The organism is Candidatus Laterigemmans baculatus (assembly GCF_010367455.1).
GTDB classification, from domain to species: Bacteria; Planctomycetota; Planctomycetia; order Pirellulales; family Pirellulaceae; genus Laterigemmans; species Laterigemmans baculatus.
In genome coordinates this window covers 1-22,120 of record NZ_WRPR01000083.1, presented here as the reverse complement: position 1 = coordinate 22,120, position 22,120 = coordinate 1, and the positions used below count along the sequence as shown (strand labels likewise).

The following is a 22,120-nucleotide window of genomic DNA, read 5'->3' as shown; positions in this document are numbered from 1 at the left end:
CGGAGCGAAAGGCGACTATTTTCGGGATGCGATACTTTCGCGGAGCGAAAGGCGACTATAGCAGGCGTTCGGCTTTGAGGATTGCGACGCAGGTGGGCGCGTGGGTGATGCGGCTCTCCAAGACCGCTTCGACCGCTTCCGCGAGCGGCATCACGACGTGGCGGATCACTTCGGTCCCCTCGGTCGATGCTTCACCAAAGCTCAGCCCAGTCGCCAGATACAAGCGGGTCGGCGAGACGACGTTCGAAGTGAACGGGTCGACGTTGCCGAGCGAGGTCCAGGTCGCGGCAGTGATTCCCAATTCCTCGGCCAACTCGCGGCGGGCGGTCGCGTCGGAATCGTCTCCCTCCTCGATTCCCCCGCTGACCGCTTCGAGCGTCACCCGACCGACGCCGTAGTGGAACTCCTCGGTCAAATGAATCCGCCGCTGCTCGTCGACCGCCACGACGCACACACCATGCTTCAAATTGACCACGCAGTAACTGCCGGGAAGACCGTCGGGGCGGGTCACCTCGTCGCGATGCACCGCGACCCAGGGATCCCGATAAACCTGGCGGGTTTCCCGAATTGTCCACGGTCCGTGCCGCCGAGGTGTCGGTTCAATCATGAAGGGCTGCCGGGCGGTAAAGGGAACAAAGCGGAGCATTTTAAAGCAACTCGCCCCGACGGCGAGGCCCAAGCGGGACGCTCCGGCCAACTCCACGCGGCGGTATACTAAAATCGGCATGAGCGTGATTTCTCCCCCCGATACGGACGAGCCTCAAAGCGGCGGTTTCCCACTGGCCAGCCCTTGGCGAGAGTCGTTGCTAGCGCGGATGGCCGCCTTGCGGGCTCGCGTGGTGCGTCTGTTGTGGATTCGCGCGGTCGCCGTGCTGCTCGCTCTGGTGGTGCTTGGTGCGGCTGTGGCGGTCGGGCTCGATTGGTGGTTGCGTCCCTCCGCTCCGCTCGGCCGCTGGACGACCACCGTGGTGCTGAGCGGTTGGCTCGTGGCGGTAGCCGGATGGTTCCTCCGCGGGATCCCGCAGCGACGGATCAGCACGACGCTCGTCGCCCGACAGCTCGAGCGGCGGCTGCCGGCGCTCGGCGATCGCCTGAGCAGCGCAGTGGCGATGCTCGACTCGTCCGACGCGCGCGAAAGTGAACTTCGCGGCCAAGTGGTGCGGCAAGCCGCGGAAGAACTGAGCGTGGCGAGGCCGGAGCAGACGATCGATGCTGCCCCGGCGGTGCGGATGGCGATCCTGGCCGGCCTGCTCGTGGGCACCGCAGTCGCCGCCGCGCTCTGGCGTCCCGAGCTGGCGGAGCTCGCCGCCCGGCGGTTGTTCGCTCCGGCCAGTGCTGCCGCCTGGCCACGACGCAATTACCTGGAGCTGGCAAACGTTCCGGAGCGGGTGCATGCCGGCGCGGAATTCGAAGTGTTTGTCCAAGACCGCGGCGGCTCTCTCCCAGCCGACACCGCGATCACCGTTCGCACCTCCAGCGGCGAACGACTGTCCCCTCCGCTGCGAATGTCGGGAACCGCGGGGGCGGCAAAAATCGATGGCCTCGGCGAAGATTTTGCGATCCGCGCCACCGGCGGCGACGACGACACCATGCCATGGCGGTCGGTCCGCGTGGTCGCCGCGCCGCAAATCACGAGCTACGAACTCCGCTTGGTGCCGCCAGAGTATTCGGGGCGCCCGCCGCGGACGCTGGTCGGCGAACGGTTTCGCATCCTGGCGGGAACTCGGCTCTCGATCGAGGCGGAGGTCGAGCCCCCGGTGGTCGAAGCGCGGTTCGAAAGGGTCGGCGGAAGTCGAGCGCCGGCCGACGGGGCGCCCAGCGAAAGGGGGACGACCGCCGGCGCGGCCTCCGAGGAACCTGGTGTCTGGACAGCCGAGCTCGGTGAAGCTGGCAACCGACTCGCCGTGGGCCCGATCGTGCTCGACCGCGGAGGCCAATTCGTGTTCCGCTGGACCGACCGCGAAGGCTTGAGCGGCGAGAGCCGCAAACGGTGGCGAATCGAAGTCGAGGAAGACGCCGTTCCCCGCGTCGCCCTGGTTCAGCCGGCCGAGGACCGGGAGCTCACCGCCGAGGGCTCGATCGAGCTGGAAATGCTCGCTGAGGATGACTTGGGATTGGCGGAGTCGTGGTTCCAGGTGCAAACCGGCGGGACGTCCCTCCGCTTTCAGCCCGAGCGGCTTGAGGGGACTCCTCGGGAGCACACCCGGCGGACCCGCGTTCACGTCGCCGCGCTGCTCGAGCCAACCGAAGCCCCCGCGGCGGGGCTCGAGGTGGGGCAGACGATCGAGCTGACGGGGGTCGCCCTCGACACGGCCGGTCAGCGGGGCGAGTCGACGACGCGGAGGTTGCGGATCGTCAGCACCGAGACGCTGCGGCAATCACTTGCCGCGGACCAGCGAGCGGCGCTGGAACCGTTGCGGGAAGCGGCTCGCGAACAGAAAGTCGCGGCCGAGCAGACCGAGGCGGCCCGCGGGCGTTTGCTCGGCGACGACGATCAGCGTGCGGCGGCCGAGGACCGTCTGCGAGCGGCGGAGGCGGCCCAAGCGGCGGCCGAGCGGCGGGTCGCTGCAGGTCCCGAATCGGCACTCGAGCGGCTGCGGGAGGCGGTCCGCAAGGCGGAGGACAACGACATCGAGGCCGCAGGACTCCGCGAGCTTCTCTCTGCGCTCGAGTCCGCCGCGGAAGACCGCATGCAACCGGCCGGAGCGCAGCTGGAGACCGCTCGCGAGCAATTGGCTGCGGAGGAAGATCAAGCGGCGGCCCAGTCGATGGAGGACGCGATTGCGAACCAGCGGCAAGCAGCCGAAACGCTCGACGAGGTCGTCGCCACGATGCGCCGCGACGACGCGCGCCGCGCGGCGAGCGAGACGCTCGCAGAGCTGCAGGCAGACCAGGAGCGGTTGCGGGAAGCGTCGCAGCAAGTCGCCGATGCCGTCGATGCTCGTCGCGAAGCGTCGCGGTTGGCCCAGCAGCAACGGCGATTAGCCCGCGAAGCCGAAGCGATGCGAGAGCGACTGCAGCAGTTAGCCGAAGAGCTGGGCGAACAAAATCCGCAAGCCGCAGCAGCGGCCGAACAGGCGGCCGAAAGACTCCAGCCGGAAGCGGGCGATCAGCAACCGCCATCCTCCTCGGTCGCCGACGCAATGCGAGCCGCCGCCGCGGAACTGGAGCGGGGCCGGGAAGGGCGGGCCAGCCAATTGCAGCAACAGATCGCTGACCAGCTCGCCGCCGCCGAGCGGGAACTGCGGGGCGAGAGCGGGAGCCCGCAGTCGGCCGAGACCGAAAGCGAGGATCCGCTGCAGAACTTCGCTGCGGGCTTGGAAACGCTTCGGAGCGAACAGGCCTCGCTCGTTGCCGCCTTGCGGGAAGAACTCGACCCGACGCTCGCTGCGGCTCAGGATGCGTTGGCTGACGAGAGCGAAACGCTGGCCGCGACGCCAGCGGCGCCTCCCGGCTATCCCGAAGCGGTGACCGATGTCGCCAGCGAAATGCGAGTCGCCGCCGCGCTGCTTCGTCGCCGCGGCTCCGAAGCGGCGGCGGTCGAGCGAGCGGAATCGGCTTTGACTCGCCTCGAGTTCATCGCCGAGAGCCTCCGCGGCTCGCCCACTCCCCCGAGCGACGCATCGCCAGCAAGCGAGGCGGCCGAGCAGACTGACGCAGAATCGCGGGAGGAGCAGAACCCGCCGGTACCGCTCTCAACGCTCCGGCTGGTCCGCGCGACCCAGGAATTCCTCCGCGCCCGCACCGAACAACTGGCCGCCGCAGAACAAGCCGCAACCGAACAGGCCGCAGACGAACAGGCCGCAGACGAACCCGCGGTCCGCGAGCCCGCCGCCGAAGCGCTCCGGCGGGCGCGGTTCGCAGCGGCCAAACGTGCTTTGGCCGAAGAACAACAGCGACTGATCGAGCGGATCGAACGCTATGCTCAGGCGATGGCCGCCACCCAAGCCGAAACGAATGAGACGGAGGAATCGGATGCACCCGCTGAAAACTGAGCGTCTCGCCCACGAATCGCGCTTCCGCGCCGTGGGCGCTCTGGTGGCGGCTTGCTTGCTCTGGGGAGCCGCTGCGAGTGTGCCTGCCAAGGCTCAAGACGCGACCCGAGATCAAGACTCACTCGGCGACGGGCTCGGCGGACTGCTCGAAGGGCTCGATCTGCAGACACCTGCCGAGCCACCCGCGGGGCCTCGCCCGCCCCAACCAGCGACCCCCGAGCCCGCTACTCCCGCCCCAACCACTCCCTCCCCGTCGCCGCCTGAGCCGGCCGCCGGGGAGGATCCGGCGTCGGCCGCCGCACCGCTGCTCGAGGCCTACCGCTCGATGCAAGCGGCCAACGCGTTGCTGGCTCGCGGCGAGACGGGCCAAGCGACCCGCACCGCCCAGCGACGCGCGGTCGAGTTGCTCGACCAAATGATCGAAGCCGCCGAGCAGCAGTCGCAGTCGAGCGGTTCGGGGGCTCCCCCCGAAACGTCACCACAACAAACGCCGCAATCGCCGCAGCAAGTGCCGGGGGAAGCGGGGCAGGGGAGCAACGCGGAACAGGCTGCTGGCGGTGAAAGTGGAGAAGAATCCGAAGGGGACGAAGCGGGAGAGCCGGGGAGTGCCGCGGGAGGTCCCGGCCAGCCCAGCGGACCACAGGCAGTCGCCGCGGCCGGCGCGGGAGTTCGCCCGGAACTGGGTTCTCCCCGCGCCGAGTCAGCCGTTTGGGGACACCTCCCCGAGCGGACGCGCGGGATGTTGCGTTCGGAAATGCCCACCGAATACCTGCCCGCCTACGCCACCGAGATCAGCGAATACTTCCGTCGACTCGCGGAGATGCAGCCGGATGAATGATGCGATCCGCTCCCGTCGTCGGTGGATCTCGGCCGCCCTGGCTGGGGCGAGTTGTCTCGCGGGAGTGACCACCCGGTCGCCGCGAGTGCTCGCTCAGGAGGATGTGGTGGCGGGCCTGCTGACGCCCGAAGCTGCCGAGGCATTGGCGCGCGGCCATGCCTACTTGGCCCGCAATCAAGCGCCCAATGGCCAGTTCGCCGGCCAGATGGGAGGCAATGTGGCGGTGGTCAGCCTCGCCGGCTTGTCCTGGATCGCCGCGGGGAGCTTGCCAGGACGCGGACCGTATGGAGAGGCGGTGAGCCGCGCGGTCGATCTGGTCGCAAGGGCTTGCGGCGAAAATGGCTTCATCGCCAACTCCGATGCGATCCAGCGAGGTCCGATGTATGGGCAGGGTTTCGCGACGCTGTTCTTGGCTGAAGTTCTGGGAATGTCGCCGCGCGAAGATTTAGGAGAAAAGGTTCGCTCGGCCGTCGGGCTCATCCTTCGAGCGCAGAACTATCAGGGAGGGTGGCGGTACACGCCCGAACCGCTCGATGCGGATCTGTCGGTCACGATCTGTCAGATGATGGCGCTCAGGGCTGCTCGCAACGCCGGAATCTATGTCCCGGCGGAGGTGATTCGAGCGGCAGTCGATTACGTTCGGCGGTCGCAGAACACCGACGGCGGATTCATGTATCAGCTCGAAGGAGGCGAAAGTCGCTTCCCCTTAACCGGCGGTGCCATCGTCGCCTTGCAGAACGCGGGACGTTATGAGGGCGAAGAGTTGGAGTTGGCTTATCAATTTTTGATGCGACGGTTGCCTCAAAACCTTTCACCCGTCACCCACAACTATTTTTATTACGCGCACTACTACGCCGTGCAGGCGATGTGGCAGCGGGGCGGAGCGGCGTTTGCCAAATACTATCAGAGCATTCGCGACGTGTTGTTAGAAATGCAGTCCGATGATGGGAGTTGGGCGGATATCGTCGGCCGGCACTATGGAACCGCGATGGCGTGCCTGGTGCTCTCGGCTCCTCGCAGTCTGCTGCCGATTTTTCAACGATGACTCAAACTCCCTCTCAAGCTCCGCTGTCCCGGCCGCGACCCCCGAGTCCCCGCCGATGGTGGCTAGTCCTCGGCTCCGCGACGTGGGCCGCGTTCGCCGTGCTCCATGGGCCGGGAGCGAGCACTGCAGCCGAGCCAACGGCGGGGATGCCCCTGGTCGAGCCGACCGAGCGGCATGCGAATGTTCGTTTGGAGCGGTGGGAATCGGGGGGCGGGTTGAGCTTTCGCGGCCGCGAAGGGGAACCGTTTCGCCGGCAGTTGACGGAGATCGTGCGCTATGGGCGAGGCGCGTACGATCGCCGCGGCGAAGGGTTGCTGCTGGTCGACGGGTCGTGGTTGGCCGGTCGCGTGACCGAGATCGGCGAGGATGCGTGTCGGGTCGTGGGACGCTACTTCAACACCTCGATCCCGCGGCCCTTGGTCCGCGCCGCGCTGTTCTCCGCTCCGGCAATCGATGGTCTGCAGGAGGAGATCATCCGCGAGGCATTCGCCGCTGAGGGGAGTGACGACATCGTGATTGGCGTCGACGGCGATCGCCGGAGCGGTGCATTGCAAGCAGCGGAAGAGTCGGACGTGATTTGGCAGCGCGGTGAGGACGAGCTGAGGCTGCGGAGCGACGCCCGTCCGCTCCGGATCGCGGTCAGCGGCATCCGGGCGGTCGTTTTCAGTCCTTTGCTCACTCCGCGAGTCCCGGCCGATTCACCCAAAATGGTCGTGGGCTTGGCCGGCGGCAGCCGGTTGCAGGTCCGCCGCTATGGCGAGGGTGAATCGGCAACGACCGTCACCTTGGTCTGTGGAGCCGAGCTCGTGTTGCCGCCACCAGCGGAGGCGGCCGCGGCGATCACGTACCTCAGTCCGAGCGAAATTGGCGGAGGCGAGCAAACCCAGCTCTTCCGGCGGCTAAGCGACGAGCCGCCGCTGAGGCTTCGCGTGCAGCCGCTGTTCGGTCCGGCCTACGACGCACCACCTTCGGAGGCGGCCCCTGGGGGAGAATCCCGGTCGACTGTCGCTGGTCACTGGTATGGGAACACGATCGCAATGCCCTCGGCCTCCCAAGCGGTCTATCGCGGGCTGGCCGACGGGGGCATTTTTCGCGCTGAGGTAGCGATCGCGGACTCGCAAGTTCCCGATGCGGCGGCCGGCACCGCCCGTTTTCGCGTGCTGGTCGTCGGTCGCGAGGGGCAGCTCCGCGAGATCTGGAAATCGGAGCCGGTCCGTGGGGGCGACGGCTTGATCGAAGTCTTCGTCCTCGTTCCACCGACCGCGGCGGTCGTCTTGGCGGTGGATCGGGTGGAGTCGAAAGGGGCAGGGGACCGAGCGGTTTGGATCGACCCGGTCCTCACGGCGAATTAATCGTGGGGCCGTGAAAGGAAACCGGCTCGCACCTACAATAATCGCCTTTCGCTCCGCGAAAGTTGCGTCCAGAAACGCTACCCAATAGTCGCCTTTCGCTCCGCGAAAGTTGCGCGCAAAAACGCTACCGATTCGTCGCCTTTCGCTCCGCGAAAGTTGCGAGCAATAACGCTACTTTCGCGGAGCGAAAGGCGACTATCTTCCCTTTCCGCCTGCTCGTCGTTGATTATGCCTGAACCGAACGCTGACGTCTCGCTTACCGATCTGCAGGAAAAGATCCGTGTGATGTACTTTGACAAAGACGTGGCGCGAGGCGTCGACGGGACGTTTATGTGGCTGATGGAGGAGATCGGCGAGTTAGCCTCGGCGCTCCGCGGCAATGATCGCGAGAATTTAGCCGAAGAGTTCGCCGACGTGCTGGCCTGGTTGGCGACGATTGCCAACGTTGCGGGCATCGATCTCTCGGCAGCGGTCGCGGCAAAATACGGCGGCGGCTGCCCCGGGTGCGGTCGCTTGATCTGCACGTGTCCCAACGAAGAGAAGCCGTGACCGCGCCACTGATTCGCCTCCTGTTGGTCCTGAGCCTCGCCTGGGGAGGATTTTCCGCCGGGGCGCTCGCCGAGTATTCGCCCACCGCGGGCCGGCCCAGCGATGACCTAAAAGTCCGCCACGGGGATCTGGAGGTCCGCTACGGGATCGACGGCCGCTACCGCATCGGTCGGTGGATGCCAATCCACCTTCGGCCGACGGCGGAGTCAGCAGGAGCCGCGGACATCGAGGCCGCTGGGGCAAGGCTCGAGATCGAGACGCTCGATGGCGACGGTGTGCGGCTGGTGCAATCGAGCGAAGTCGCCGCGGGAGCGGACTCGCAAGCCATCACCCGCTATCTCCCGGCCGGGCCGCTCGGGGCACCGCTGGAGGTCCGCCTGTTCGCCCCTGACTCGGTGTCCACTCCGAGTTCGGCGAGCGACGCTGCGGTGGCCTCGTGGCGGACACGGCTGATCCGTGGCGGAGTTCCGATCAGCCGTCCCTGGACCGTGGCCGTCGGCAACCCATTGGGTTTGGACGCGATTGGCAGGAATGAGTTGCTCGGGACAGCGGGCAGCATCGAGGTTTCCAAAGTTGGCGAAGCGGCCGCGCTGCCCGATGCCTGGTATGGCTACGATGGCGTCGATCTGGTCGTGGTCAGTCGGTCGGGCCAGCCAGTTCTAGCGGCGATGAGCGACGCGCAGGGGAGGGCCGTGGTCGACTGGGTTCGCGGCGGCGGAAACCTGCTCCTCACGCTCGGCGAATCGGGACCCGAAACATTGGCCGCCGCGGGCTGGCTCGCTGAGCTGACGGGGATCGAGGAGCGCCCGCCGGTGGTGCCGGCGGACCCGGCGGCGATCGAGAGTTTTGTCGTCGCCCGCGACGCGATCCGGTCGTTCAATACGACGCGTTTGCCGGCCGATCTCGGAACGGTGCTGCTGGCCGGCCGGAGCAATGATCGGCGATCGTTGCCTCTGGTGGTCCGCCGCAGCGTGGGTCTGGGTGTGGTCACGATCGTGGCCGCTGATCTCGATGCGCCGCCGTTCGTCGACTGGAAGCAGCGGGACGACTTCGTCGAGCGGATCCTGCCGGGGTTCGTTCCCGGACGCAGCCCCCGGAACGAGCAGCGGAGCGGAGCCGATGTGCGGTACAGCGAACTGGCAGGTCAATTGCGGTCGACGCTCGATCGCTTCGCCGGAGCCGACCGCGCCCGCTTCTCCTTGGTCGCCGCGCTGCTGCTGATCGTCATCGGTGTGATCGGCCCCTTGGACTACTTTCTGGTCAATCGCTGGCTGGGCCGCCCGTGGTTCGGATGGATCTCGTTTCCGCTGACGATCGTCCTGGTCTCGGCGGCAATTCTGCTGTGGCGAGGAACCGCGGTCGATCACCGCGTCCGCCAAATTTCGGTGATCGATGTGGAGCCGGCCAGCGGATTGGGACGCGGGTTTTCCTGGGCCCAGGTCTACAGCGGCCAAGCCGACCGCGTCGACTTGGAGATCGTGGCCAACGGTGCAGTTGTGACAGAGGGCGTGACTGAGGGCGCGGGCACGGCTCAGGGGCGCAGCGTGGCAGCCACTCTGACCAGCCCCTGGGGATATGCCGGCGAAATCTTTGGCGGGATCCAAGTGGCCGGTGAGGACGTGCGGCTTCCGGCCTACGCGATCGACATGCGTCGTGGCAATGAGGCTTCCGGAGCGGAGACCGACCGCGCAGCGGCGAGCGGTGCGCGGCTCGAACAGGTCCCGCTGGCGCCGCTCTCGAGCAAAGGGATCGCCGCGCGGTGGCGTTTCCCCTTCACCCGCGAGGCGGCCGTCGATTTGCGACGACAGCCAGGCAGCGACCTGCTGACCGGTTCGTTCGTCAATCCGCTGCCGGAGGATTTGCTCGAAGGCGTGCTGATCTACCGCAACACGATCTTTCTACTGCCGACGCGGATTCCCTCGGGAGGACGCATCGCAGCGATCGAAGCGGTGCAGGCGAAGAACTTTCGCTGGCGGCTGAACCGTCGCCAGGCCGCGGAGAACTCCACGCAGAGCGAGCCCTGGAACCGAGCGGACGACCGCGATTTGGCGCGCTTGATGGAGATCGTCCTGTTCTATCAGACCGCCGGCGGCGAGCAGTACACCGAACTGAGCAACCGGACGCTCGCGGACCTCGACCTGAGCCATCTGCTGACCAGCGATCGTGCGGTCCTGATGGGCCGTGTCGCCGCTCCTCAAGCCACGGTGTGGGTCGATGGCCAACCGCTCGAATCCGAGCAGGTCGAGGCCGAGACCTACGTCCGCGTGGTGCTGCAGGTCGAAACCTCGCAACCCGATCAATAATGCCCACTCAATCTAACATGCCCGCTCAAATCCAATCCCTGATGCAATCTCGAGCATGATCAAGACGACGAACCTGACGAAAAAATATGGCGACATGTTCGCCATCCATGGGATCGAATTGGATTTGGCCGAAGGGGACTTGTTTGGCTTTATCGGTCCCAACGGTGCGGGCAAAACCACCACCATGCGGATCATCGCCACGCTGCTCGAACCGAGCTGGGGCGAAGCCTACGTGTGTGGAAATTCGATCTACACCAAGCCCAAAGAAATCCGCCGCTTGGTCGGCTACATGCCCGACTTCTTCGGTGTCTATGACGACATGACCGTCATGGAGTATCTGGAGTTTTTTGCCGCGGCTTATCGCATCAATGGTCCGGCGCGTCGCCGTCGCTGCGAAGAGATGCTGGAGATCGTCGACCTCGACTTCAAACGCGACGCCTACGCCAACACACTCTCTCGAGGTCAGACGCAGCGGTTGGGGCTGGCTCGCACGCTGCTCCACGATCCCCAAGTCTTACTGCTCGACGAGCCGCTCAGCGGTCTCGATCCGCGGGCTCGAATCGAGATGCGGAACCTGTTGCGGCGGCTGGGGCAGATGGGTAAGACGATCATCGTCAGCAGCCACATTCTGCCCGAGCTGTCCGATATCTGTAATAAGATCGGGATCATCAGCCGAGGCGTTTTGAAAGTCAACGCGACGATCAGTGAAGTCATGCGGCAAGTCCGCGAGCACACGGTGCTGATCGTCCAGCTCGCCGACATCCAACAGACCGACCAAGCGATCGCCCTGCTCAAAGCGTCGCCCCTGGTAACCGATGTCGAGCGAGGGGACGCGGCTCTCAAAGTCCTGCTGCGGCCCGAAGTCCAGGATTACACCGATCTGCCCGCGATGCTCCTAGAGCAAGGTGTGCGGCTGAAGCAATTCCGCGAAGAGCAATTGGATCTCGAGTCGGCCTTCATGGCGCTGACGCAAGGCACCAGCGGAAGGATGTAAACGTCACGTCCCTATTAGAGGCGTCACCCTCCTCCCGGGAGGGTCGCGAGGAACGAGCGGGGAGGGCATTGTGCTGCGGAGTCAAGAAGCGTTGATTCAGCGGGAATGCGCCGCAGGAAGACCCTCCCCGGGCCTGAGAGCCCGACCCTCCCGCAAGCGGGAGGGTGTGGTGGAGAGAGGAAAAGTTACCCAATAATATCCCGCCGGTTCTGGTAATAATCCCAGACCACGAACCGATCTAAATCTTTGCCGCTGGTGAAGAAGACGCGTCCCTTGGTGCTCTCGGCCAAGCGGTAGGCGAAGCGAATATCCTCCTCGCTTTGCGACCAACTGGGAATCAAGAAAATATTGATCGTGATCCCTTCACGAGCACACCGCAGCCCCTCGCGGAGCGTGGCTTCCTCGGTTCTCGGATCGGGCGGGTAGAGCATATACAGCCACGAATCCTCCAGGTGCGCCGTCGGCAGTCCGTCGGTAATGAGGATGATTTGGCGGTTCGGCGTATCGGTCAGCGCCAGATTTTGTCGCGCCAACTGGAGGGCGTGCTGGATATTGGTGAAGTGCGGCGGAATCTGGTGTTCGCTGATCTGGCTATCGGAGAGATCGGCTTTGAGTCGCACCCAAGGATCGTGGAGCGTCACCGGCTTGGGCATCATCTCGACAATTTCGCCGGGTGCTTTCGGGCGAGCAAACGTCGCCATCTCAAAGAACCGCAGAAAGTCACCTGGGTATTCCGACTGGATCAATCCCTGCAACGCCAGCGCCATGCGTTTGACGTTAATGTACTGGCCGTCATAGCGCATCGAACCACTCATATCCATCAGCACCGCAGTGGCGCACTTAGGATGGTTCCGCGTTTTGTGGACGACAATATCGTCGGTCCGCAGCCGCAAGGGTCCCGCCGCACCGGTCGCCTCGCCTCCCTGGCGGAGCAGGGCGTTGATCACCGTCTGCGGCAGGTCGAGATTGGCCACCGAGTCGCCGAACTCGTACGGCTTGGTCTGTTGCAATTCGACTGCCCCTTCGCCGACCACGTCTCCCTGGTGGCGTCCGGTTCGCGAGGGTTGCAGGCTGCTAAAGATTCTCTCGAGCAGCTTGCCCTGGAAAATTTTATAAGCCTTGGGAGTCAGCCGAAAACCGCCTCGCGGATCGTTCGGGTCCCGCTCGAGTCCCTGTCGCTCGGCCTGTTCGCGAACGTAATTCTCGACCGCTCGCCGCAGCTCTTCGAGTTGTTCCATGTCGCCCGGTTCGGCAAACTCGCTGAGCATCTCCATGTCGATCAACCCGATCTGGGCTGACTTGGCAGCTTCTTCGAGTTGTTTCAGCAGCTCGTCGATCTTCTCCAGTTCGGCGCGGATCTCGAGCGCTTCGGGGACCGTCATCGACTGATTGCCGGTGAAAGCATACTTGCTGGCCAGCTCCTCGATCTGGTGCTTCTCGGCCATTCGCTCCATCATCGCCAGCAGCCCGCGGGCGGTGGAGCTATTGTCATCGCCGATCCGATACCACAACCGCTCCAGCTCGTACGGCTGCTCGGAATTGACCGCGTGGCGAAACTGCTTTTCGTAGTCTCGCGGGACCGAGGTGTTTTTGGCCGTCTTGTGAAACGCCTTGCGGGCTTTCTTTTGGACCGTCTGCGTTTCGTAGGTCTCGAGGATTTTGCGTTTCCGCTCTTCGAGCATCGCCCGCAGCATGTCCAGACTCGGGCCCAGCCCGGCGATTTGGCTCGGGTCGAGCCGGATTGCTCGGGCCAGCTCCTCCTCGGTCAGCTCGCGGTACGAGCCGTACATCATCGCATGCTCGAAGGCGGGGCCAACCATGTCCGGCGGCGGCTCGGTGGGGCTCGGAAATTGGGTCGGATCGTACTTCTGGTACGAGTGGATGATCCCGCCGGGGCGATAGGGCATACTCGGTACTCTTCTCAGACTTCGTAATGGATCTTGCCGTGCTGAGTGGCGCGGCTGATCTTGTCCATGCTGTAGAGTCCAGCGAGGACGAATTCAACGCACGAGGCGCGGACCGCTTCGTTCTCGCTGGCGTTGACTTCGAAAGCCTTGTCCCACACCGGCGGGACGTTCTGCAGGCGTTCGGCGTAAGCCCGGCTGGGGAGCATATCGCCGACTTCGACGCGGACCCCGCGGCGGAAGATCTCGGCGATTTCGCCCAGCCCGTGTTCTTCGACGTATTTGCCGAAGACTGTCTTGATCGCATCGGCGATCACCGCGTCGAGCACTTGCCGTTCGGACATCTGATGGGTGCCCATCATGTCCAGCTCGAGTTTGCCGAGCGAGCTGCTGTAGAGGTGGCCGAGGTCGCTGATCCGCGGCACCGCCGGCTTCTCGTCCTGGACCACCGCCCGCTGCCGGGCCGCGGCGACCATCGTGCGGAAGTTCGCCAGCGAGAACCGCGCGGAGACGCCCGAGGCTTGGTCGACGTACCGGCTGCGGCGGGCCTGGATCGTGATCTCTTCGATGATCTCGTACATGAAGTACGGGACCGTCACCGGGTAGGGGCCATCGAGATGCTCGGCGGTTTCCTGCTGCAGGATCTCGATGCCCGCATCTCGCTCGGTCGGATAGTGCGTCTGGATGATCGAGCCGATCCGGTCTTTGAGCTGCGGAATGACCTTGCCCGAGCGGTTGTAGGTGCTGGGGTTGGCTGAGAACAGGATCATCACGTCGACATCGAAGCGGATCGGATAGCCGCGGATCTGGACGTCGCGTTCCTCGAGGATGTTGAACAACCCGACCTGGACCAAGTCGTCCAGCTCGGGGAGCTCGTTCATCGCAAAAATCCCTCGGTGCATCCGCGGGATCAGCCCCAGCGAGAGCGCTTCCTCGGCACTCATGCTGACGCCGCCCGTCAGCTTCGCCGGATCGATCTCGCCGATGATGTCGGCAAACTTCGTCCCCGGGCTGAGCCGCTCGGTGTAGCGATCGTTGCGGTGCCACCAGGCGATGCGGAGGTCTTCGGGGTCGTGGTGAGCGACCAATCGCCGGCCGAGCGAGGTGATCGGCCGCTCCGGGTCTTCGTGCACCGCCAGCTCGGGATGATCGATGTACGGCAGCCAGGGATCGAGGAAGCGGGTCAGCATCCGCATGATCCGGCTTTTCGCTTGCCCCTTTTCCCCCAGGAACAGCATGTCGTGGCCGGCCAGCAAAGCCAGATTGATCTCCGGAATGACCGTATCGTCGTAGCCGACAATCCCTGGAAACAGCTCGTCGCCAGCGGCCAGCATCCGCAGAAAGTTATCGCGGATCTCGTGTTTGACGGTTTTGGACTTCCAACCACTCTCGCGAAGTTCCTTGAGGGTCGTCGGTCGGTCGTCGGTCGCGAGATGATTCATAGCGGTGAATGTCGTCGTGACTGCGAGGCAGGGTTGGAGAGGGGATCCGAGCCGCGAGAGCGGTCGTGGCGGGCGCAGAGAATGGCGCGGTGAATTGTAGGGCTCGGCCGGTTAAGGCGAGCCCTGGGAGCGGTTCCGGCAGGCCGAAAAGAGGCGGCGAATCCGTAGCGATTCGGCCGTTGGCGGCCCATTTGCCGCGGGCAGGAAGCGCCACCGGACACTTGCGGCCGGCGCGGCCTGCCCGAGTTCGTACTCGTACTCGTGCGTAAACAGCACACCCGCGCGCCGCGTCAGCCCGACGCCAGCGATCGAGTACGAGTACGAGTACCGCTGCGCTGAGTACGAGTACCGCTGCGCTGAGTAGGAGCGAGGGCGTCACTCGTCGGTGACGCAGCCTTCGGTGGCGCTTTTGACGTTCTTGATGTACTTGTAGAGCGTTCCTCGCGTCGCCTTGAGCGGCGGCGCGGTCCAGGCGGCGCGGCGGCGCTCGAGTTCCTCGGCGTCGACTTCCAGATCGAGCCGGTTGGTTTCGGCGTTGATCGTGATCGTGTCGCCGTCGCGGACCAGGGCCAGCGGGCCTCCTTCCTGAGCTTCCGGGGTGATGTGGCCGACGATGAAGCCGTGCGAGCCGCCGGAGAATCGGCCATCGGTCAAGAGGGCCACGTCGGCCCCGAGCCCGGCGCCCATGATCGCGCTGGTCGGGGTCAGCATCTCGGGCATTCCCGGCCCACCCTTGGGACCTTCGTAGCGGATCACCACCACGTCTCCCTTGGCGATCCGGTTCTGCTCGAGCGCGGCCAGCATCTCCTCCTCGCTATCAAAAGCTTTGGCGGGGCCGCTGAACTGCAGCCCTTCCTTGCCAGTGATCTTGGCGACCGCTCCCTCGGGGGCCAGCGTGCCGCGGAGGATCCGGATGTGGCCGGTCGCTTTGATCGGGTTCCCAACCGAGTGGACGACCGATTGCCCTTCTTTGAGCCCCGGCAGGTCGGCCAGATTTTCGGCCAGCGTCTTGCCGGTGACCGTCATGCAGTCGCCGGTCAGGAAGCCTTCGGCCAGGAGGTATTTCATCACCCCCGGAGTGCCGCCGATCGAGTGCAGGTCTTCTTGCACGAATTGTCCGCTCGGCTTGAGGTCGGCCAGCAGCGGGACGCGGTCCGAGACGGCTTGGAAGTCATCGATCGTGAGCGGCACGTCGACGCTCCGAGCCATCGCGAGCAGGTGCAGCACCGCGTTGGTGCTGCCGCCGAGCGCCATCACGACGACCATCGCGTTTTCGAAGGCCTCGCGAGTCATGATGTCGCGGGGCAAAATGTTTTGCTCCAGCAAGTTGCGGACGACCGCCCCGGCTCGCCGGCACTCGTCGATCTTCTCGGGCGACTCGGCCGGAATGCTGGCCGAGTAGGGGAGCGACATCCCGAGCGCCTCGATCGCCGAGGCCATCGTGTTGGCCGTGTACATCCCGCCGCAGGCTCCCGCGCCGGGGATGCTGTGGCGGACGATCTGTTCGCGTTCCTCTTCGGTGATCTGACCGGCGAGGTACTGACCGTAGCACTGAAAGGCGCTGACGATGTCGAGCTTCTTGTCACCGAGGTGTCCGGCGCGAATCGTGCCGCCGTAGACCATCAGCGCCGGGCGATTGAGCCGTCCCATCGCGATCAAGCAGCCCGGCATGTTTTTGTCGCAGCCGGGGATCGCCACCAGCGCGTCGTACCACTGTCCTCCCATCACCGTCTCGATCGAATCGGCGATCAGGTCCCGGCTCTGGAGGGAAAAGCTCATTCCCTCGGTGCCCATCGAGATCCCGTCGGAGACGCCGATGGTGTTGAACCGCATCCCCACCAAGTCGGCCTCATGCACCCCGCGTTTGACCTCTTTGGCGAGGTTCAGCAGGTGCATGTTGCAGGTGTTTCCCTCATACCAAACGCTGGCGATGCCCACTTGGGCTTTGTCCATGTCCTCGGGTTTCATCCCCGTGCCATAGAGCATGGCTTGCGAGGCGCCTTGGCTTTTCGGTTGGGTGATATGACAGCTCGTGCGATTTAACATAGATCCAGCGGGGCGAAGCGTGAGGAGGGAAGGGTGAAGTGGGATAGGGACGCGAACGGGGCGCGAGGGGTTCAATTGTTTAACGGCAAGCCGCAGGCGACGGTGTTTTGAAAAGCAGTCGCCTGCGGCTTGCCGTTAAACGACGGTGGCCAGCCGCTCGCCACTCACCGTTTCTTGCGGCGATTCTTTTTCTTCTGTCTCTTACTCGAACCCTTGCGTTCTTTGCGGAACGAGGAAGCCTTTTTGACGTCGGCCAGACTCCGCGAGGAGTGGTTTTTGACGACCTCCAAAAAGAGCTGCCGCTCCTGCAGATCGACCTTGGCGACGCGGACCGTGAGGTGGTCGCCGAGGCGGTACTGATTGCCGGCTTTGAAGCCGATGATCATCTGCCCGCGACGTTCAAAGCGATACGTGTCGTTCGGTAATTTCGCGATCGGGATGAATCCGTCAACGGGCAGCTTGATGCAGCGGGCGTGCAGCCCGTCGGGGTAGACGCGGCTGATCACCGCTTCCATCGTCTCGCCGACGTGCTTCTTGAGATGGTGCAGCAGCTTGAGCAGGATCAGCTCCCGCTCGGCCTGCTCGGCGTTCCGCTCTTTGTCGCTGCAGTGATGCCCCATCCGGATCAGCATCGGGAACGGGTCGTCGGGCGTCTTGGCTCCCTCGAGGATCTTTTGGACGAGCCGATGCACGGTTAGGTCGGGGTACCGCCGGATCGGGCTGGTGAAGTGGCAGTAGTTCACCATGTCCAGGGCGTAGTGGCCTTCGTCGTGCGGCGCGTAGATCGCCTTGTTCATCGCTTTGAGGACCGCGAAGTTGACGGCGTTCTCCAGCGGCTGCCCGGCGACCGAATCGAGCACGGCTTGGATCTCAAAGCGGCTTTCGATGTCGTCGCTCGAAATCCCCAGATCGCGAACAAAGCGGCTCAGCTGGCGGAGCTTGCGGCGTTCCGGCGGGGCGTGGACGCGGCGGAGGAACCGCAGCTGGAGATCGGTCAGCCAGGTCGCCACCGCCTGGTTGGCCGCCAGCATGCACTCTTCGATCACCTGGTGGCTCTCGGTGTTGATCACCAGGTACGCCCCTTTGATCTTGCCCGCCTTGTCGAGCTCGACTTTAACCTCGGGCATCTCCATCGTGATCGAGCCACGTTCGATCCGGCGATTCCGCAGCGTCATCGCCAACTGGTGCATCCGGCCGAGCAGCCCGCAGATCTCCAGCCCCCATTTCTCGATATGCCCTTCGCGATCGGCCAGGAAGCGATCGACCTGGGTGTAGTTGAGTCGCTTGTCGGAGCGGATGGCGCTGTTGTAGATCTCGGTCGAGGTGACGGTCCCGTCGTCGAGCATCTCGATCTCGACCGTCTTGGCGAACCGCACCTGCTCGGGCTGCAGGCTCGCCAGGTGGTTGCTGATGATCTCCGGGAGCATCGGGATCACGCGGTCCGGCAGGTAGACGCTGGTGGCCCGCTCGCGGGCCTCTTCGTCGAGCGGGCTGCCCGCGGGGACGAAATGGGTGACGTCGGCGATGTGGACCCACAGCGTCCAGCGTCCCTGGCGGTGCTCGAGCGAGATCGCATCGTCGAAGTCGCGGGCGTCGTGCGGGTCGATCGAGACGGTCAGCAAGTCGGTCAGATCGCGGCGGTCGGGCGTGATCGTGGCGTCAAACTTCTCCGCCTGCTCGCGGGCCGAGGCGATCACCTCTTCGGAAAAATGCTCGGGCAAGCCGAACTGCCGCATGATCGTCAGCGTGTCGATCGCCGGATTCTTGCTGCTGCCGAGCACTTCCAGAATGACGCCGTGGCCCCCTTCGCCCGAGTCGTCGGGAAACTCGACCAGCTCGACCACGATCTTGTCGTCGTTCTCCAGCGGCAACCCGCGGACGTCGCCGAGGCTGACCGGCTTTTCGTACGGGGTGCCGTCGAGGTAGGCGACGCCGCTCCCGCCGCCGCGGGCTTGGAAGGTCCCGGTGAACTTGTGGCGAGCCCGCTGCAAAATTTTCTGCACCGTCCCCTCGACGCCGCTGCGACGCGCATCGCTGCGGGGCCGCAGCCGGATCTCGACGAGGTCGTCGTTCAGCGCCCCGTGGGTTTGGCCAGCCGGAATGTAGATGTCCTCGGGAGCTTCCGCATCGGTCCCGCCGGTGTTCGGGCGGACAAACCCGAATCCGCCCACGGCTCGGCGGAAATTGCCATGGACGACCGGCGATTCACCCTCGGCCGTGGCGGGGCTCATCACCAGGTGGTTGCCGCCATAGACCAATTGCCCTTGGTGGACCAGCCATTTGACGGTCCGCCGAACTTCCCGGTAATCCTCCGGCGGGACCTTCAGCTGTGCCGCAATTTGCTTCGGCTTGGAGGGACGGTAGTCCGGCGAGTGCACCAGGCGGACGATTTGGTCGGCGAGTTCGGATGGGATTTGCATCGCCTCACGATAACCGCAGCCGGTCGGATCGGGGAGCGGCATTGCGACGCGGGCGACGCAGATTGGGTATAATAAACGTTGATGTTCTCAGTCCGGCGTGAAGGGTCTGAGTTCGGTTCGGCGGTGGCTGACCGAGAGGTGCCGGATGGATGCTCTGTATGATCCCATTCTGATTGCTCGCTTTCGGCGAGTTGCCCGGGGCGCGGCGATTGCCGCCGGGTTGCTCGGGGTGGTCGTCTTGATCGGCTGGCTGCTCGACTTCGAGCTGATCAAAGCGGTGATCCCCGGGATGGTGGCGATGAACCCGGGAGGAACGGCGGTCGGATTCGTGCTGGCCGGCGTCGCGCTCTGGATGCAGCACGGGGTGCACATCCCCCGGCAGCGGCTGCGGATTGCCAACTGGTGCGCCACCGGACTGATTCTGATCGCCGTGACGCGGTTGTTGGGGTATGCCTTCGGGTGGGACTTCGGTCCCGACCGCTGGCTGTTCTGGAATCAGATCGAGGACTATCCGATTCCCAACCGGATGGCTCCGAACACGGCGCTCGATTTCCTCCTGGTCGGCCTGGCGCTGCGGTTCCTCGATCTCCGCGTGCCGCGGGTCGGGTGGCCCGCGGAGTTCTGCGGGATCGCGGCGATGCTCACGTCGCTGTTGGTGATCCTCGGTTACAGCTACCGCGCCTGGTCGCTGACCGGTTTCGAATCGTACATCCCGATGGCCCTCAACACGGCGGTCGGCTTTGGTGTCCTCTCGGCCGGGATCCTCGCCTCGCGGCCGACCCGCGGGCTGATGTCGATCCTCTGCACGCGCGGCACCGGAGGGATGATGGCTCGCCGCTTGTTGCCCGCAGCAATTTTCCTGCCCGCGTTGCTCGGCGGCCTCAGCTGGATCGCTCACGACCGCGGCTTGATCGACGTCGTGATGGGACTGTCGCTGCTGGTCACCGCCAACATCGTGCTCTTCAGCATGCTGATCTTGTGGCACGCGGCACCGCTGAACCGGGCCGACGCCGAACTGCAGCAAGCCAAGGAGAACGCCGAAGCGGCGAACCTCGCCAAGAGCAACTTCCTGGCGAACATGAGCCACGAAATTCGCACGCCGATGAACGGCGTGATCGGGATGACCGAACTGGCGCTCGATACCGATCTGGACGAGGAGCAGCGAGAATTTTTGGAGATGGTCAAGATCTCCGCGGATTACTTGCTGGTGATCATCAACGACATTCTCGACTTTTCCAAAATCGAAGCGGGGCGGATGGAGGTCGACCAGATTCCGTTCAGCCTCCGCGATCTGCTCGACGAAACCCTCACCGGGCTGGCCGTGCGGGCTCACGCCAAAGGCCTGGAGCTGACGCAGGAAGTCCTCTGCGACGTTCCCGACGCGCTGATCGGCGATCCGGCTCGGCTACGGCAGATCTTGATGAACCTGCTCAGCAACGCGATCAAGTTCACCTCCGAGGGCGAAGTCGTGCTCAAGGTCGATCGCGAGTCGCAGAGCATGTCCGACGCTTACCTCCACTTTGCGGTCCGCGACACGGGGATCGGAATTCCGCCGGAAGCTCGCAGCCGCTTGTTCCAAGCCTTCGTCCAACTCGACGCGTCGACCACCCGCCGCTACGGCGGGACCGGGCTGGGGCTGGCCATTTCCGCTCAATTGGTGCGGTTGCTCGGGGGTGAAATCTGGGTGGAAAGCGAGGAGGGGGAGGGGAGCACGTTTCACTTCACCGCCCGCCTGGGGCTGTCGACCGAACCGATGCCGCGACGCATCCCCGCCGAACTGGCTTCGCTGCATGGGCAGCGGGTGTTGGTGGTCGATGACAACGCCACCAATCGCCGCGTCCTCCAAGGCCAGCTGACCCAGTGGGGGCTGAGCGCGACGACCGTCAGCAGCGGTGGGCGAGCGATCGTGGCGCTCGATGAGGCGAGCAAGGAAGGGGAGCCGTTCAGCTTGGTGATCCTCGACAACATGATGCCGGGCATGGACGGCTTCCACCTGACCGAGTACCTCAACCGCCATCCCGAGTTGGCCCAAGCGACCTTGATGATGCTCTCCTCGGCCGGACGCTGCGAAGACGTGAAGCGGTGCCGCGAGCTCGGCATCTCGGCTTATCTGACCAAACCGGTTCGCCGCAAGGAACTGATCAAAGCCGTCCTCGAGGCGCTCGGAACGCCCGAGCCGACGCCGCCAGCCCGCCGCCCTACGCCAGAGGAGCCCCTCGCAGTCGGACCTTCCCGAGGCGAAACAGCCGAAGGCGAAACAGCCGAAGGCGAAACAGCGGAAGGCGAAGCTGCGGAAGGCGAACGCGAGCGGGTCGGCAGCGAGCGGGTCGGCAGCGAGCGGGTCGGTGGTGAAGGGGCCGTCCGCGAACGGGGCGTCCACGTGCTGCTGGTCGAAGACAACCACATCAACCAGAAGATGGCCGGCTACTTCCTGAGGAAAGCCGGGCACCGAGTCGAGGTCGCCGAGAATGGGCTCGAGGCGGTCGAAGCCTGCAACCGCCAGCGGTTCGACGTGGTGCTGATGGATGTCCAGATGCCCGAGATGGATGGCTTCGAAGCCACCGCAAAAATCCGCCAGGACGCGGCGGAACAGCACCGAGAGCACACGCCCATCATCGCCATGACCGCCCATGCCCTCAAAGGGGACCGCGAACGCTGCTTGGAGGCCGGGATGGACGACTACATCGCCAAACCGCTGCAGGCCGAAGAGGTGCTGGCGATGATCGATCGCATGACCGCGGAGAGCGAGAGCGAACCGGCGGAGGAGGCAGCCGAGCAGGGGACGAGCATCGCAGCGCCGAGCCTCGAGTCGCTGGTCATGCGGTTCGAGGGAAATCATCAGCTCGCCCAGGAGCTGAGCGAAGCTTTTTCCGAAGAATATCCGCGGCTGATGCGCCAGATCCACGATGCGATCGAAGCCCACGATGCGACGAAACTGCAGCGCGCCAGCCATACCCTCAAAGGGGCCGTGGGAATGCTCGGAGCCCAGCGGCTCGCCGCCGCCATCGCGGTCCTCGAGTCGCACGCCCGCGAGCAGAACTTCGCCCGAGCCGACGCCGCCTACGAGCCCTTGCAGGCGAATCTCGAGCGGCTCGAACGCCAGCTGTGGATTCTCGCCTGTTCCACCTCCGGCACCTCAGCCTAACTGGACAGCGCCACTTTGGATTGGTTCGGAGCAGGACGGCTCGCGGAAAAATCGTTTAACGGCAAGCCGAAGGCGACTGCTTTTTAA

At 64.8% G+C, this 22,120-nt stretch carries 13 protein-coding genes; 8 read left to right on the top strand and 5 right to left on the bottom strand.

The window, feature by feature from the left end; genetic code table 11:
- Positions 1-55 precede the first annotated feature (55 nt).
- A complete protein-coding gene (locus GNK13_RS16370) occupies positions 56-727 on the bottom strand; it encodes an NUDIX domain-containing protein (RefSeq protein ID WP_164103635.1) in 672 nt (223 codons plus the stop codon).
- Between GNK13_RS16370 and GNK13_RS16365 the strand changes: the two genes are divergently transcribed.
- The 7 genes from GNK13_RS16365 (at position 726) to GNK13_RS16335 (ending at position 11,076) form a co-directional block, all read left to right on the top strand.
- Entirely contained in the window at positions 726-3,995 is a 3,270-nt protein-coding gene (locus GNK13_RS16365) for a DUF4175 domain-containing protein (RefSeq protein WP_164103634.1), read from the top strand. The two genes, GNK13_RS16370 and GNK13_RS16365, sit on opposite strands and share 2 nt — an antisense overlap.
- Positions 3,976-4,833 carry a hypothetical protein gene (locus GNK13_RS16360; protein WP_164103633.1) on the top strand — a complete coding sequence of 286 codons (858 nt, stop codon included), beginning with the start codon at positions 3,976-3,978 and terminating at the stop codon, positions 4,831-4,833. Before GNK13_RS16365 ends, GNK13_RS16360 begins: the two co-directional genes overlap by 20 nt.
- Positions 4,826-5,878: a prenyltransferase/squalene oxidase repeat-containing protein gene (locus GNK13_RS16355; protein WP_203329102.1), complete on the top strand. Its 1,053-nt coding sequence runs from the start codon at positions 4,826-4,828 to the stop codon at positions 5,876-5,878. The genes GNK13_RS16360 and GNK13_RS16355 overlap by 8 nt, the downstream gene beginning before the upstream one ends.
- The gene (locus GNK13_RS16350) at positions 5,875-7,230 is read left to right on the top strand and encodes an NPCBM/NEW2 domain-containing protein (protein WP_164103632.1); all 1,356 of its coding nucleotides are present in this window, start codon (positions 5,875-5,877) and stop codon (positions 7,228-7,230) included. Before GNK13_RS16355 ends, GNK13_RS16350 begins: the two co-directional genes overlap by 4 nt.
- A gap of 228 nt (positions 7,231-7,458) precedes the next feature.
- On the top strand, positions 7,459-7,779 hold the full coding sequence (locus GNK13_RS16345; protein ID WP_164103631.1) for a MazG nucleotide pyrophosphohydrolase domain-containing protein: 321 nt from the start codon (positions 7,459-7,461) through the stop codon (positions 7,777-7,779).
- Positions 7,776-10,082, top strand: coding sequence for a hypothetical protein (locus tag GNK13_RS16340; protein ID WP_164103630.1), 2,307 nt, complete (start codon positions 7,776-7,778; stop codon positions 10,080-10,082). Before GNK13_RS16345 ends, GNK13_RS16340 begins: the two co-directional genes overlap by 4 nt.
- 55 nt (positions 10,083-10,137) lie before the next feature.
- Positions 10,138-11,076: an ABC transporter ATP-binding protein gene (locus tag GNK13_RS16335; RefSeq protein WP_164103629.1), complete on the top strand. Its 939-nt coding sequence runs from the start codon at positions 10,138-10,140 to the stop codon at positions 11,074-11,076.
- Positions 11,077-11,261: 185 nt separating this feature from the next.
- On the opposite strand, the gene GNK13_RS16330 is transcribed toward GNK13_RS16335, so the two are convergent.
- The 4 genes from GNK13_RS16330 to rnr all read right to left on the bottom strand — a co-directional run bounded on the left by GNK13_RS16330 (position 11,262) and on the right by rnr (position 18,888).
- Complete coding sequence (locus GNK13_RS16330) at positions 11,262-12,983, bottom strand: VWA domain-containing protein (RefSeq protein ID WP_164103628.1); 1,722 nt, start codon at positions 12,981-12,983, stop codon at positions 11,262-11,264.
- 14 nt (positions 12,984-12,997) lie between these two features.
- Positions 12,998-14,422, bottom strand: a complete 1,425-nt coding sequence (locus tag GNK13_RS16325; RefSeq protein ID WP_164103627.1) for a magnesium chelatase — start codon at positions 14,420-14,422, stop codon at positions 12,998-13,000.
- 375 nt (positions 14,423-14,797) lie between these two features.
- Positions 14,798-16,468 (bottom strand): dihydroxy-acid dehydratase, encoded by a 1,671-nt coding sequence (ilvD, locus tag GNK13_RS16320; RefSeq protein ID WP_164103626.1) that lies wholly within the window; start codon positions 16,466-16,468, stop codon positions 14,798-14,800.
- 164 nt (positions 16,469-16,632) lie between these two features.
- The gene (gene rnr / locus GNK13_RS16315) at positions 16,633-18,888 is read right to left on the bottom strand and encodes a ribonuclease R (RefSeq protein ID WP_164103625.1); all 2,256 of its coding nucleotides are present in this window, start codon (positions 18,886-18,888) and stop codon (positions 16,633-16,635) included.
- Positions 18,889-19,033: 145 nt separating this feature from the next.
- Here rnr and GNK13_RS16310 point away from each other — a divergent pair, with 145 nt between their 5' ends.
- On the top strand, positions 19,034-22,033 hold the full coding sequence (locus tag GNK13_RS16310) for a hybrid sensor histidine kinase/response regulator (protein WP_164103624.1): 3,000 nt from the start codon (positions 19,034-19,036) through the stop codon (positions 22,031-22,033).
- Positions 22,034-22,120: the final 87 nt, after the last annotated feature.

Excerpts from the sequence above, each read along its gene's own strand:
- GNK13_RS16365 (WP_164103634.1), top strand. The coding sequence starts at position 726 with ATGAGCGTGATTTCTCCCCCCGATACGGACGAGCCTCAAAGCGGCGGT.
- GNK13_RS16310 (WP_164103624.1), top strand. The coding sequence starts at position 19,034 with ATGGATGCTCTGTATGATCCCATTCTGATTGCTCGCTTTCGGCGAGTT.
- GNK13_RS16355 (WP_203329102.1), top strand. The coding sequence starts at position 4,826 with ATGAATGATGCGATCCGCTCCCGTCGTCGGTGGATCTCGGCCGCCCTG.
- GNK13_RS16370 (WP_164103635.1), bottom strand. The coding sequence starts at position 727 with ATGCCGATTTTAGTATACCGCCGCGTGGAGTTGGCCGGAGCGTCCCGC.
- GNK13_RS16345 (WP_164103631.1), top strand. The coding sequence starts at position 7,459 with ATGCCTGAACCGAACGCTGACGTCTCGCTTACCGATCTGCAGGAAAAG.
- GNK13_RS16360 (WP_164103633.1), top strand. The coding sequence starts at position 3,976 with ATGCACCCGCTGAAAACTGAGCGTCTCGCCCACGAATCGCGCTTCCGC.
- GNK13_RS16325 (WP_164103627.1), bottom strand. The coding sequence starts at position 14,422 with ATGAATCATCTCGCGACCGACGACCGACCGACGACCCTCAAGGAACTT.
- GNK13_RS16335 (WP_164103629.1), top strand. The coding sequence starts at position 10,138 with ATGATCAAGACGACGAACCTGACGAAAAAATATGGCGACATGTTCGCC.
- rnr (WP_164103625.1), bottom strand. The coding sequence starts at position 18,888 with ATGCAAATCCCATCCGAACTCGCCGACCAAATCGTCCGCCTGGTGCAC.
- GNK13_RS16330 (WP_164103628.1), bottom strand. The coding sequence starts at position 12,983 with ATGCCCTATCGCCCCGGCGGGATCATCCACTCGTACCAGAAGTACGAT.
- GNK13_RS16350 (WP_164103632.1), top strand. The coding sequence starts at position 5,875 with ATGACTCAAACTCCCTCTCAAGCTCCGCTGTCCCGGCCGCGACCCCCG.
- ilvD (WP_164103626.1), bottom strand. The coding sequence starts at position 16,468 with ATGTTAAATCGCACGAGCTGTCATATCACCCAACCGAAAAGCCAAGGC.